9 protein-coding genes are annotated in these 13850 nt (G+C 61.2%); 8 read left to right on the top strand and 1 reads right to left on the bottom strand.

Annotated features, from left to right (window positions below; all coding sequences use genetic code 11):
- Positions 1–53: 53 nt before the first annotated feature.
- Positions 54–4880 (top strand): RHS repeat domain-containing protein, encoded by a 4827-nt coding sequence (locus tag GE543_RS07700; protein ID WP_153221132.1) that lies wholly within the window; start codon positions 54–56, stop codon positions 4878–4880.
- Positions 4881–4963: 83 nt separating this feature from the next.
- Here GE543_RS07700 and GE543_RS07695 read toward each other — a convergent pair whose 3' ends face one another.
- Positions 4964–5227, bottom strand: coding sequence for a helix-turn-helix domain-containing protein (locus GE543_RS07695; RefSeq protein WP_011267398.1), 264 nt, complete (start codon positions 5225–5227; stop codon positions 4964–4966).
- 242 nt (positions 5228–5469) lie between these two features.
- On the opposite strand from GE543_RS07695, the gene kdpF reads away from it, so the two are divergent.
- The 7 genes from kdpF (at position 5470) to GE543_RS07660 (ending at position 13773) form a co-directional block, all read left to right on the top strand.
- A complete protein-coding gene (gene kdpF / locus GE543_RS07690; protein ID WP_003406089.1) occupies positions 5470–5565 on the top strand; it encodes a K(+)-transporting ATPase subunit F in 96 nt (31 codons plus the stop codon).
- A gap of 2 nt (positions 5566–5567) precedes the next feature.
- Positions 5568–7262, top strand: coding sequence for a potassium-transporting ATPase subunit KdpA (gene kdpA / locus GE543_RS07685; protein ID WP_153221131.1), 1695 nt, complete (start codon positions 5568–5570; stop codon positions 7260–7262).
- A gap of 10 nt (positions 7263–7272) precedes the next feature.
- The gene (gene kdpB / locus GE543_RS07680; protein ID WP_153221130.1) at positions 7273–9351 is read left to right on the top strand and encodes a potassium-transporting ATPase subunit KdpB; all 2079 of its coding nucleotides are present in this window, start codon (positions 7273–7275) and stop codon (positions 9349–9351) included.
- A gap of 54 nt (positions 9352–9405) precedes the next feature.
- Positions 9406–9978 carry a potassium-transporting ATPase subunit KdpC gene (gene kdpC / locus GE543_RS07675; protein WP_153221129.1) on the top strand — a complete coding sequence of 191 codons (573 nt, stop codon included), beginning with the start codon at positions 9406–9408 and terminating at the stop codon, positions 9976–9978.
- A 67-nt stretch (positions 9979–10045) separates the two neighbouring features.
- The gene (locus GE543_RS07670) at positions 10046–12709 is read left to right on the top strand and encodes a DUF4118 domain-containing protein (protein ID WP_371927114.1); all 2664 of its coding nucleotides are present in this window, start codon (positions 10046–10048) and stop codon (positions 12707–12709) included.
- Positions 12706–13398, top strand: coding sequence for a response regulator (locus GE543_RS07665; RefSeq protein ID WP_003394668.1), 693 nt, complete (start codon positions 12706–12708; stop codon positions 13396–13398). Before GE543_RS07670 ends, GE543_RS07665 begins: the two co-directional genes overlap by 4 nt.
- A 96-nt stretch (positions 13399–13494) precedes the next feature.
- Positions 13495–13773: a lipoprotein gene (locus GE543_RS07660; protein WP_003316607.1), complete on the top strand. Its 279-nt coding sequence runs from the start codon at positions 13495–13497 to the stop codon at positions 13771–13773.
- The last annotated feature ends 77 nt before the right edge of the window (positions 13774–13850 follow it).

Here is a 13850-nt window from a genome sequence, read left to right as displayed (position 1 = left end):
ACCCGCATAGGGTGACGGTTATACCACTCTATAAAGTTCGAGGTTCATGAATCATGACAGCATCGACTTCCGTACACTCCAACGCGTTCAACTTTCTGAGTTATGTACAGAGCGGCGTTGACCCCCGTACCGGGCAATACACGGTGGCGATCACTTTGCCCGACGTCAAGACCAACGGATTGCGTGGCCCGGGCATGCCACTGGCACTCAACTATAACCCTCTCAACCGCCTGGACAGCGGCTTCGGGATGGGCTGGAACCTGCAGTTGTCGCAGTACGATCCGAGTAACCAGATCGTGTCGCTGAGCAGCGGCGAGACATTCAAGGTCAATGGCACCAGCAACGGCCAGATGCTGATGCCGGAAAAGAAAATCGACAGCTTTCACTTGTACAAGGAGGACGAAACCCACTACCGGGTGATGCACAAGTCCGGTCTGGTGGAGCTGCTCGAACTGCGCGGCAGCGGGGCCAACAGGATCGCACTGCCGGTACGCGTATTCGCTCCGGAAGGTCACAGTGTCACGCTGGATTACACCTCGTTCGGCGGGCATCAGATGCTGAGCGAAGTCACGGATGACTCGGGGCAGATCCTGCTCGGCATCAGCCGCGAAGCCACGCGGGTGACGCTGCGTATGACCACTGGCGAAGGCCCGGATGCGACATTCGTGATGGTGCTGGGCGGGTCGGATCACCATGTAAGCCGTATCGAACTGCCGACCGACAACGCGGCCTCCTGGCGTTTTGTATACAGTCTGAACCGTGACCATTTATGCATGACGTCGGTGGAAACACCCGTCGGCGGTCGGGAGGAGATCTTTTACACTGACAGCGGCCATCAGTTTCCCGCCAAGGCCGGGCGTGACCCGCTGCCCAGAGTCACGCGCCATCGCACGACGCCCGGAGTCGGTCAGGCGCAAATGGACGTCCATTACACCTACCAGGACAGCGCCGGGCGCCAGCGCAACTTTCTGGGCGCGGGGCTGGATATCGTCTGGGAAGACAACGGTCTGGACAATCTGTACCGATACCTCGGGGCGGAGCCGTACGAGTATTCGTCGACCGAGACATTGCGTGTCCAGGTCCCGGGCCAGCCTGATGCCGAGCGCAGTATCGAGCGGACCTTCAACCAGTTTCACCTGCTCATCCGGGAAACCACGCGCAAGAACCTTAGCGTCATGCAGGTGGACACTCGCTACTACATCGATCCGGGCGAGCCCTTTTTCACTCAGCCTCCCTATTGTCAGTTGCCCAAAGAGGTCCAGACCACCTGGCGGCTCTCGTCAGACGGCAGTGTGCCGCGCAGTGAGATCGTCAGCAGCACCTATGACCCGCACGGTAATCTGCTCACTCAGACTCAGGCCAACGGTGTGGTCGAAGTCAGTGAGTGGTATCCGGCGGCCGGCGAGGACGGATGCCCGCCAGACCCTGAAGGCTTCGTGCGCTGGATGAAAAGCAGCCAGGTCATTCCGACGGCGTCCGGCTACGGCGAGGCCCCGGTCCTGATCACCCGCTATCGCTACCTGGCGTTGCCTGCGGTGGATGGCGGTCAGCTACAGGAATGGCTTGCACCGCAAGGCGAGACGTTACTGATGCAGGCCCCTGACGGTGAGCAGGAGCAGCGCGTCACCACCTATGAATACTTCAATGAGCCGAACAACGCACTCCTGCACGGTCGGCTCAAACTGCAGGAAGTGATCATGGGCGGGAAGGTGACCAGCACAGGCTATGCCTACACCATGCCCAAACGCTTCTCTGAGCCCCGCCCCGAGGACGCCGCTGAGAACGCTGCTGATCGCCCCCGTGAGAGCAATCGTTACGCCGGGACTGTGCTGCGAACTGTACAGACCGTGACCGGCTTCGACGACGCGACGAAGGTGATTACGCTGGAGGACTCCCTGCTCAACGGTGAACCCTTGCTCAATCGCGACGACAACAACGTCGAAATCCGTTACGTCTACGACAATCTGCGGCGTGTCTTGAGCGAAACGGTGGCGCCAGATGATGCGATCTATAACGCGACCAGAAGTTATGAGTATCACCTGTGTGCCAAGGCCACTGATCAGGCCATGCAGACGCTCATCGACGTCAAGAATGTAAAAACCACCAGTCACTTCGATGGCCTCAATCGAGTTATCTACGAAGAGCGGGATGACGCAGATAATCCTGCGCGCATCAAAATACCTCGACAGACCTACGCTGCCGTTTACGACGCATGGGGGCAGATGACCCGTGAGACCGAGTTCGACTGGCTGGATGAGAAGTACCTGGCTCTGGAGAGCGTCTTCGAATACGACGATTGGGGCGAACAGCGTTCCGTTACCGGGCCGGATAACGTCAAGACGGTCGAAGAGACCGACCCCATTGGTACGTCGCAATCGCAGGGGCCGATTCAGCGTAGCTGGATCGAGGGCGCCGATGGCGTCGGCAAGAGCGAGTTCACCGAGACCTGGATGAACCTGTTCGAACAGCCGACGCGCAGCGAGCGACAGGATCAGGCGGGCAACTCGGTCAGCCTGAGCCAGTACCATTACGACGGCCTTGGCCGCCGTGTCGAAGAAGTTATCGGGGTGGCAAACGGCGGGCGGCGCACGATCTATGTTTACGACGTCTTCGATCGGGTGACCCATTCCACATTGCCAAGCCGGGCCATCGTGCGTCGCAGTTATGCAAGCCACAGCAGCGAAGACTTGCCGGTCAGTATCGGCATCGAGCACAACGGCAAAAGCATTGTGCTGGGAGAGCAGGCGTTCGACGGGCTGGATCGCCTGGTCACGTCTGTCACAGGGGGGCGTAAACGTGAACTCGTTTACGACATCGGTCTGCTGCAACCCAGAACGGTAACCCTGCCCAGCGGGCGGAAAATCGATTACGAATACAAACCCCAGGTAAGCGACGAGCCGTGGCGCAGGGTGCAGTCCGAGGCAGTGCCCAAACCTGGAACCGCCGACTCCGGGAACACGCTGGCGCCGGGTGTGACTGCCGATTACAGTTACGATAAGCAGAATGCTCGTCTGATTCATTCCTCGGAGCAGGGCGAGATACTGGATCGCGCGTATTACAGTACCGGCTCGCTGAAAAGTGAGACGCGCACCTCTGAAAACAAACCCTACGATATGTTCTACAGCTACAGCCGACAGGGTCTGCTGCTGTCTTACACCGACGTACTGGGACAGGAGCAGGTCAATCGCTATGACAACGTCGGTCGTCTAGAGCAAACCTGGCTGGGTGAGGTCTATTCGACGTTCGACTATGACGCTGTCTTTGGTCGCCTCGCAAAAATCACCACCACCGACAAAACCGACATCAGCCGCGAAAGAACTGTCGCAATCAGCCTTGAATATGATGACCTGGGGCGAGAAGTCAGACGTGTGTTCGACCTCGATGGTGTCGAGCAACAGATGGTTCAGGTCTATGACGATGTGGATAACATGGTCCAGCGCACCCTGAGCGAGGGCGCGGAAATACTCCGTGATGAAACCTACCGCTACGATGCGTCCGGTCGCCTGATGCAATACCAATGCACGGGAACTCAGCGGCCGGTGGACCCCTATGGCAGGACCCTCCTCGCGCAGAACTTCACTTTCGATGGCGCGAATAACCTGACGGTCGTTACGACCCGCTTCGATGGCGGTACCAACACTGCCCGGTATTTTTACGAAAAAGACGACCCCGTACAGTTGAGCCGGGTAACGAACAGTAACGGCGAATACTACCCGCCTGAAATCAAACTCCACTATGACCCGGACGGCAATCTGGACATCGACGAAGCCGGGCGCACGCTTAAATACGATCCCCTCGGCCGCCTGATCGAAGTAGGCACGCCCTCAGCCGGCATTCACTATCAGTATGACCCCCAGGACCAACTGACAGGGGAGACCCGCGGAGAGGACAGGGATCTGCGCTTCTATCGTGACGGGGAGCTGGCCAATCAACTCGGCAGTCATGTGCAGAGCACCTTCATGCGTGGCGACGACTACCTGCTGGCCGAACAGCAGATTGATCGGACGGTGCTGCTTGCCACCAACGACAGTGACAGCGTGCTCGGTGAAGTCGATGCCGACGGGATCAACCGGAGGTGGTATACGGCATACGGCCACGCTAGCGGCGAAGATCCACCGCACGGCAGACTGGGGTTCAACGGTGAACTGGCCGAGGCGGATACCGGCTGGCAAATGCTGGGCAATGGCTATCGTGCCTACAGCCCGGTGTTGATGCGCTTCAACAGTCCTGATAGCTGGAGTCCGTTTGGCGAGGGCGGGGTGAATGGGTATGCGTATGTCGAGGGGGATCCGGTGAACAGCGTGGATCCGACGGGGCATAGTATCGTGGGGACGATAATAAGGCGTGTTTTCGCGCGTCTTAGTACGGATCCGAAGGTAATAAAATCTGTCCCGGTGGCTTTGCTTCAAAACACCAAAGAGGGGGCTGTTCGCCTGAGAAAAATAACCCCCAATACCGCGAAAAGGCTTGAAAAGAGAGCTATAGCAAAGGGGCTGGATAGGGACGCAGCAAAGCGTCAACTTCAACAACAGAAGAGAATACTTGACGAGGCTAAGGAGGTACAAAGGACTACGGGTAAAGCAGTGCGGAGCAGGATTAAAAATGATTACAGACAAGCGAAGAACTCATATGGCGAGTACGAACAATTATATAAGGAAGCAACGGCGGATTTTTTGTATGCAAACAGAAAAATAGGTAAACGTGCTATCACTAAAGAGGCGCGAGCGAATTTAAAGCGTCAGGGGGAAGAATTTGATGCTACTCAGGCTGTCACTGCTGAACAACAAAGGATAGCGCTGGGTAATTGGCTGGCGAAGCCCAGTGATATAAGACTCCCCGAAGGAGATGCAAAACATCGGTTGGGTTATAATCCTGATTAGTAACCTGGGGCTTTAGCATAACCGGTCAACGACCTACCTGCCGTTGCCCGGTTTAAACCAGACGCTTGAAGTACGTTTGTATATCACTCCACCAAAATAACCCCCTGCCTGATCGCCATCACCAATGCCGCCTTCAATGACGTCACCCCGAACTTGCGGCGGATATTGCTGGTATGAAAGTGCACGGTCGCTTCCGAGCAGCCTTGTATCCGGGATATCTCCCAGGCGGATTTGCCGAGCGCCACCCATTCCAGGACTTGTCGTTCCTTGACAGTCAACTGGACGATGGCGGGTGTGACTTGGGAAGGCGGCGTGGTGCCGGGTGGTTTTCCATTGTCGCGAAGCATGGTGAAGTCCTTTCCCTGAAGATCGCCGCACCACGATACCCCTGCAACCCCTAACGCGAACCTGACATAAATGACAGCGCCGCAGGACCGTGAAGGCCTTGCGCCGTCAAGGCTGTAGCGCTTTTTTACAGCTTCTTTACGCCCCGGCCAGCCTGTCGATCTCGCGCCTTTACACCCTGCCTGCGGACAATCACCCCACGCGGCCTTCGCCGTACCGGTGTTGCCTGATGGGGGAAATTTCAATGAGCGTTATGGATGGTATCTCTCTGTTGATGGGAGTCGGGCTGTTCATCTATCTGCTGGTGGCGCTGTTGCGCGCCGACCAGAGTCAGGAGTGATCATGCACAGTTACGATTATCTGTTGATCCTGGCCTTTCTGGTCCTGCTGCTGGCCCCCGCGCCGTGGCTGGGACGTTTCTATTACCGGGTCATGGAAGGCGAGCGCACTTGGCTGAGCCCGGTGATGGGTCCGGTCGAGCGCGCCTGCTACCGGATTTCCGGCGTCGACCCGAAAACCGAACAGTCCTGGAAGCAATACGCCTGGGCCTTGCTGGCGTTCAACCTGGCGGGCTTCGCCGTGTTGTTCGCCATCCTCATGCTGCAAGGCATGCTGCCGCTCAACCCGCAGCAATTGCCGGGCATGGAGTGGTCGCTGGCCTTCAACACCACCATGAGTTTTGTCGCCAACACCAACTGGCAGGCCTACAGCGGCGAAGCGTCGCTCAGCTACCTGAGCCAGATGGTCGGCCTGACCGTGCAGAACTTCGTCAGCGCCGCGACCGGCCTGGCAGTGCTGGTCGCGCTGTGTCGCGGCATCAGTCGTCGTTCATCGCAGAGCCTGGGTAACTTCTGGGCCGACATGACCCGCGCCACGCTCTACGGCCTGTTGCCGATCAGTATCGTGCTGGCGGTGTTTCTGGTCTGGCAGGGCGTGCCACAGAACTTTGGCCACTACATCGACGCACTGACCCTGCAAGGCGCTGACCAGAGCCTGCCGATGGGCCCTGCGGCCAGTCAGATATCCATCAAGCAACTGGGCACCAATGGCGGCGGTTTCTTCGGCGTCAACTCGGCGCATCCGTTCGAGAACCCCACCGCCTGGAGCAACCTGTTCGAGCTGGTCTCGATCCTGCTGATCCCGGCTGCGCTGGTGTTCACCTTCGGCCACTACGTCAAGGACATGCGCCAGAGCCGCGCGATTCTCGGCTGCATGCTGGCGCTGCTGTTGATCGGCGGCGCGGTCTCGCTGTGGGCCGAGTACCAGCCCAACCCGGCACTGAACATCGCCGGTGTCGAGCAGACCGCACCGCTGGAAGGCAAGGAAACCCGCTTCGGCACCACCGGCACGGTGCTGTGGTCAGTCGCTACCACTGCGGCTTCCAACGGCTCGGTCAACGGCATGCATGACAGCCTCAACCCGCTGACCGGCATGGTCGCGCTGGTCAACATGATGGTCGGCGAAGTGATCTTCGGCGGCGTCGGTGTCGGCCTCAACGGCATGCTGCTCAACGTGCTGATCGCCGTGTTCCTTGCGGGCCTGATGATCGGCCGCACCCCGGAATACCTGGGCAAGAAGCTGCAAGCGCAGGAAGTCCGGCTGCTGGTCGCCACCCTGCTGGTGATGCCGGTCGGCGTGCTGGTGCTGGGCGCGATTGCCGCGAGCCTGCCCGGCCCGGCGGGTGCCGTCAGCAACCCTGGCCCGCATGGCTTCAGTCAGTTGCTGTACGCCTACACCTCGGCCACGGCCAACAACGGCTCGGCGTTCGGCGGTTTCAGTGCCAACACGGTGTTCCACAACCTGATGCTCAGCCTGGCGATTTTCATCGGCCGCTTCGGTTACATCCTGCCGGTGCTGGCCCTGGCCGGTAGCCTGGCCATGAAGAAGGCCGCGCCGCAGGGCCAGAACAGCTTCCCGACCCATGGCCTGCTGTTCGTCACCCTGCTGACCGTCACGATTCTGCTGGTGGGTGGTTTGACCTTCCTGCCGACCCTGGCACTGGGGCCGATTGCCGAACACCTGAGCCTGGGTTTCTGAGGAACCGATCATGAACTTACCTATTAATCCTGCAAAAAATGCTGCTGCGAAATCTACTGAATCGCAGGCCACCGAATCGGCAAAAACCGGCATCGCCGCCCTGTGGCGTCCGGCGCTGGTGCAGGCCTTCGTCAAGCTCGACCCGCGTCAGCTCAAGCGTTCGCCGGTCATGCTGGTGGTGGAACTGACCGCCATCCTGACCACCGTGCTCTGCGTGATCCCCAACCCGCAGGTGCCGACTTCGGTCTGCGTGCAGATCGCCCTGTGGCTGTGGTTTACCGTGCTGTTCGCCAACTTCGCCGAAGCGCTGGCCGAAGGCCGTGGCAAGGCCCGCGCCGACAGTCTCAAGGCGGGCAGCGAAGGGCTCAAGGCACGTGTCAGGGACGACAACGGCAGCCTGCGAATCATCAATGCCAGCGAGTTGCGCAAGGGTGATGTGGTGCGCGTCGAGATCGGCGAAATGATTCCCGGTGATGGCGAAGTCATCGAAGGCATCGCTGCGGTCAACGAGGCCGCGATTACCGGCGAATCCGCGCCAGTGATTCGCGAATCCGGTGGCGATCGCTCGGCCGTGACCGGCAACACCCGGCTGGTCTCCGACTGGCTGCTGATACGCATCAGCGCCAACCCCGGTGAGTCGACACTGGACCGCATGATCGCGCTGGTCGAAGGCGCCAAACGACAGAAGACCCCCAACGAAGTCGCGCTGGATATTCTGCTGATCGGCCTGACCCTGATCTTCCTGCTGGTGGTCATCACCTTGCAGCCGTTCGCCCACTTTGCCGGTGGCAGCCTGCCGCTGGTGTTTCTGGTGGCGTTGCTGGTCACGCTGATCCCCACCACCATTGGCGGCCTGCTGTCGGCCATCGGCATTGCCGGTATGGACCGCCTGGTGCGCCTCAATGTGATTGCCAAGTCGGGTCGCGCCGTGGAGGCCGCGGGCGATGTGCATGTGCTGCTGCTGGACAAGACCGGTACCATCACCTTCGGCAACCGTCGCTGCGCCGCTGTCTACGCTGCACCGGGCGTGACCCCGAAGGAGCTGGGCGAGGGTGCTTTGCTGGCTTCGCTGGCCGACGACACGGCAGAAGGCAAATCCATCGTCGAGTTTCTGCGCAACCTGCACCCGATGAACGAGCCGACCCTGAGCTCGGTGACGGCCGTGCCGTTCAGCGCTGACACACGTCTGTCCGGCGTTGATTACCAGGGCCACGTGTACCGCAAGGGCGCGGTGGATTCGCTGCTGGCTTTCATCAACATGCAGCGCAGCGAGCTGCCGCCTGCACTGGCCCGTGAAGTCGACAAGATCGCCAAGACCGGCGGCACACCGCTGCTGGTCTGCGCCAACGGTCGGTTGTTGGGCGCGATCCATCTCAAGGACGTGGTCAAGCCAGGCATTCGCGAACGTTTCGAAGAGCTGCGCAAACTGGGTATCCGGACCGTGATGGTCACCGGCGACAACCCGCTGACTGCCGCAGCGATTGCCGCCGAGGCCGGTGTCGACGACGTGCTGGCTGAAGCCACGCCGGAGAAGAAACTGGAGCGAATTCGCCAGGAGCAGGGCGAAGGGCGTCTGGTGGCGATGTGTGGCGACGGCGCCAACGATGCACCTGCACTGGCCCAGGCCGACGTAGGTATGGCGATGAACGACGGCACCCAGGCCGCACGCGAAGCGGCGAACATGGTCGACCTCGACAGCGACCCGACCAAGTTGCTGGATGTGGTGCAGATCGGCAAGGAGTTGCTGGTTACCCGCGGTGCGCTGACCACCTTTTCGATTGCCAACGACGTGGCCAAGTACTTCGCCGTGCTGCCTGCGCTGTTTGCCTCGATCTACCCGCAACTGGGCGTGCTCAACGTCATGAAGCTGGCCAGCCCGCAGAGCGCGATTGTCTCGGCCATCGTCTTCAACGCGCTGATCATCGTCGTACTGATCCCGCTGGCCCTGCGTGGCGTGCGTGTGCAGGCGGCCAGCGCGGCTCACCTGCTGCGTCGCAACCTGCTGATCTACGGCCTGGGCGGCATCGTTGTGCCGTTTATCGGCATCAAGCTGATCGACATGCTGCTCGTCGCACTCGGCCTTGTTTGAAGCCTGTGCTGCACGCCGGTCGGCGTGCAGCCTCACCTGATTGAGGATGTGCAGATGTCCAATGTATTGCGTCCGGCCTTGAGCCTGATCGTGTTGATGAGCCTGATCACCGGCGTGGCCTATCCACTGGTGGTCACCGGGGTTGTGCAAGTGGCGTTTCCGCAGCAGGCCAATGGCAGCCTGGTGTATGACGCATCGGGCAAGGTGCGTGGCTCGGCGCTGATCGCCCAGTCGTTCACCGGCGATGAGTGGTTCCAGTCGCGCCCCTCGGCTGGCTCATTCGCGACCGTGGCCAGCGGCGCGAGTAACTTCGCGCCGAGCAACCCGGCGCTGGCGACACGCGTGAAAGAGGACGCCGTGAAACTGGCCAACGCCTCACAGGAACCGATACCAATGGCCTTGCTGACCACCTCCGGCAGCGGACTTGACCCGCACCTCTCGCCTGAAGCGGTGGCCTGGCAGGCCGGGCGTGTTGCCGCGGCCCGGCAATTGCCGCTGGACAAAGTGCAGGCGCTGATCGACGCCAATACCCAGCGTCCGCTGATCGGCCCACCGGTGGTCAACGTATTGGCCTTGAATATGAGCCTGAATCAGTTACCGTCTGCACCGCGCAACGCACAGCTGTAACAAAGTGCGCCATGTACGCCGCAGATTCACTAAGCTGTAGCTGATCAGAAAGAGGGTGGTAACCAACGTGAGTGATTCCGGTCGAGCTGACGCACTGCTGGCCCAGCTGCCCCGCGAGGGGCGCGGGCGGCTGAAGGTTTTTCTCGGGGCTGCGCCAGGCGTCGGCAAGACCTACGCCATGCTCCAGGCGGCTCACGCGCAGCTGCGCCAAGGGGTGAAGGTGCTGGCGGGCGTGGTCGAAACCCACGGCCGCGCAGAAACCGAGGCGCTGCTCAACGGCCTGCCGCAACAGCCCTTGCTGCGCACTGATTATCGCGGCATGACCCTCGAAGAAATGGACCTCGACGCGCTGCTCAAGGCTGCGCCGAGCCTGGTACTGGTCGACGAACTGGCGCACACCAATGCGCCCGGCAGTCGACACGCGAAGCGCTGGCAGGATATTCAGGAACTGCTCGCCGCCGGCATTGATGTGTATACCACCGTCAACGTCCAGCATCTGGAAAGCCTGAATGACCAGGTGCGCGGCATCACCGGCGTGCAGGTGCGTGAAACGCTGCCGGACTGGGTGTTGCAGGAAGCCTTTGATCTGGTGCTGATCGACCTGCCGCCCCGTGAACTGCTGGAGCGCCTGCGCGACGGCAAGGTCTACGTGCCGGAACAGGCACGCGCGGCCATCGACGCCTTTTTCACCCAGACCAACCTCACCGCGCTGCGCGAAATGGCCATGCAGACGGCGGCGGCGCAGGTCGATAACGATCTGGCGCAGGGCTACCGGCAGTTGGGCCAGTCGGCCCCGGCGGTTCGCGGGCGGATGCTGGTGGGCATCGACGGTGATATCCATGCCGAGCGTCTGGTGCGTCACGCCAGTCGGGTTGCCCAGCGTCGTCATCTGCCTTGGAGCGCCGTGCATGTGGACGACGGCCAAACCCTCGACGAGCAGTCCCGCGCGCGTCTGCAAAGCGCTCAACAACTGGCCGAGCGGCTCGGCGGCGAAGCGGTTTCGCTGCGCGCCGGGGAGGTTGCCCGAACGCTGGTGCAGCATGCCATCGAACGGCGTGCCAGCGTGGTGCTGGTCGGCCAGTCGCGTCGGCACTGGCGGCGTAAAGTCTTCGGCGGCGGCGTTGCGGCGCGCTTGTTGCGAGAAGGGCACGGTCTGGAAATCTCGGTACTCGACGACAGCGAGGAACTGCCCGATCAGCCGCCGCGTGCGCGCCCGGCTCGCGAAGTGGTGTGGTTCGATTACGGCCTGGCTTTCGTCGCCACGTTGATCGCCAGTCTGGTGGCCTGGGGCGTTGCAGGCGTGCTGGCACTGCCGAACATTTCTCTGATCTTTCTTGCTGCGGTATTGCTGGTCGCCGTGCGCAGCAGCATGGGCCCGGCGCTGGCCTGTGCCGGGTTATCGTTCCTGGCGTATGACTTTCTGTTCATTCCGCCGAGCTTTTCCCTGAACATCCAGCGCGAAGAAGACGTGCTGACGCTGTTGTTCTTCCTGCTGATGTCGGCCCTGACCGGCAAGCTCGCAGCACGACAGCGCAGGCAGTTGCAGGCGTTGCGCGATACCCAGGAGCAGACCAGTGAGCTGCTCGACCTGTCGCGCAAGATGACTGCCGCCACTGACGGTAAAGCGGTGTTCAGCGCAGCAGAACAGCATTTCTCCGGCTGGAAGGAACTGCACCTGTGTCTGGTCGACCGCGACGGAGAGGGCGGCTGGGTGGTCGAAACCGGCGGGCCGCTGACCTTCTCGGAAGCCGAGCGTGCCGCTGCCGACTGGGCCTGGAAGCACGATCAACCCGCGGGCAGTGGCACTGGCACCTTGCCGTCCGGACGCTGGTGGTGGTGGCCGATCACCGCAGAAGAAGGGCCGCTGGCTTTACTTGGGGTATGCGCGCGGGAAGGCCAGTCGTTCACTGCGCAGCATCGACGTCTGCTGGCGGCGCTCACCCAGCCACTGGCGCAGGCGCTGGCGCGTGCGCAATTGGCCCAGGAGCTTGAAGCCGCGCGTCTACACGGCGAAACCGAGCAATTGCGCAGCGCCTTGCTGGCTTCGGTATCCCACGACCTGCGTACCCCGCTGACCTCGATGCGCGGCAGCATCGACAGCCTGCTGGCCCTGGGTGAAGCCATTCCACTGGAGGATCGCCGCGAGCTGCTGGAAGGCACCCGCGATGAAGCCGAGCGCCTGGACCGCTATATCCAGAACCTGCTGGACATGACGCGTCTGGGGCACGGTGCGCTGAAGCTGGCCCGCGACTGGGTGTCGCCCGCCGATATCGTCGGCAGCGCGCTCAATCGGCTGCGTGCCGTACTGACGCCATTGCAGGTCAGCACCCAGGTGACTGGCGAGCTGCCGCTGCTGTACGTGCACGCGGCGCTGATCGAGCAGGCGCTGGTCAATGTCCTTGAGAACGCTGCGCGCTTTTCGCCCGTCGATGGGCGCTTGCAAGTAGCGGCCGGTGTGGTCGACAGTGAACTGTTTTTCTCGGTCAGTGACGAAGGCCCCGGTATTCCCGAGGACGAACGAGCGAAGATTTTCGACATGTTCTACACCGCCGCCCGCGGCGATCGCGGCGGGCAGGGCACGGGGCTGGGGCTGGCGATCTGTCAGGGTATGATCGGCGCGCACGGTGGGCGGCTCACGGTAGACGAGGGCATCGACGGGCTGGGTACACGCATCACTCTGTTTCTGCCGCTGCAGGCGCAGCCGGATGTGGAACTGGAGGAGTCCGCTTGAGCCAGGCGACTACCATTCTGGTCATCGACGACGAGCCGCAGATTCGCAAGTTCCTGCGCATCAGTCTGGTGTCGCAGGGCTACAAGGTGCTGGAAGCCGCCACAGGCGCGGAGGGGCTGACTCAGGCGGCGTTGAACAAACCGGATTTGCTGGTGCTCGACCTTGGGTTGCCGGACATGGACGGTCAGCAGGTGCTGAGCGAGTTTCGCGAGTGGTCGGCCGTGCCGGTGCTGGTGCTTTCGGTGCGCGCCAGCGAGGCACAGAAAGTTCAGGCGCTGGACGCCGGCGCCAACGACTACGTGACCAAACCGTTTGGCATTCAAGAGTTTCTGGCTCGAATCAGGGCGCTGCTCAGGCAGGCGTCGGGCAGTGAAAAGCCCGATTCTGCGCTTGAGTTCGGGCCGCTCACCGTCGACCTCGCCTATCGGCGTGTGCTGCTCGACGGTCAGGAAGTGGCGCTGACCCGCAAGGAATACGCGGTGCTGGCACAGTTGGCGCGGCATCCCGGGCGGGTCATTACCCAGCAGCAATTGCTCAAGGATATCTGGGGGCCTACGCACACCGAAGACAGTCACTATCTGCGTATCGTGGTGGGGCATTTGCGGCAGAAGCTGGCAGATGATCCAACCGCTCCGCGGTTCATCCTCACTGAGCCTGGAATAGGGTATCGTCTGCTGGCTGATCACTAGATGAAAAAAGCGAGCATAGCCCCGTGCTGCGGCACTTTTACTGCCGCGCACCGTCAAAGCCGCACACTTCCTGTTCACTCTTGAGGTAACACCCGAATGAAAGCCCTTATCTGTCTGCCATTGCTTGTTTTGGTTCTTGCAGGTTGTGCTGGCAAGACCGGATATCGCGACAGCTGCGCCACTCAGCTCGACGCTGCCTGGCATGAGCTGGATCTGGCCAAGGCTGAAGGTTTCGCCGGAACGGTCAGTTACTCCAAGGCCTTGTCGCTGTTGACGGGTGCCAAGACCCAGCAGCAGTTCGAGGCGTTTGAAGGCTGCACCGAGAAGTCCGAGAAAGCCCGCTTCTACATCCGCGAGTCCCGCGCTGGCCGTTGACACCTGACGATACACAGGTCTGCTCTTGATTCTGGCCGAAGGCCGTGGGAGCCAACTTGCTCGCGAAAGAGTTTGCA

Source organism: Pseudomonas sp. SZ57 (assembly GCF_009495975.1).
GTDB classification, from domain to species: Bacteria; Pseudomonadota; Gammaproteobacteria; order Pseudomonadales; family Pseudomonadaceae; genus Aquipseudomonas; species Aquipseudomonas syringae.
Note: the sequence above shows the minus strand (reverse complement) of the source record. Positions and strands in the feature narration are given on the sequence as shown.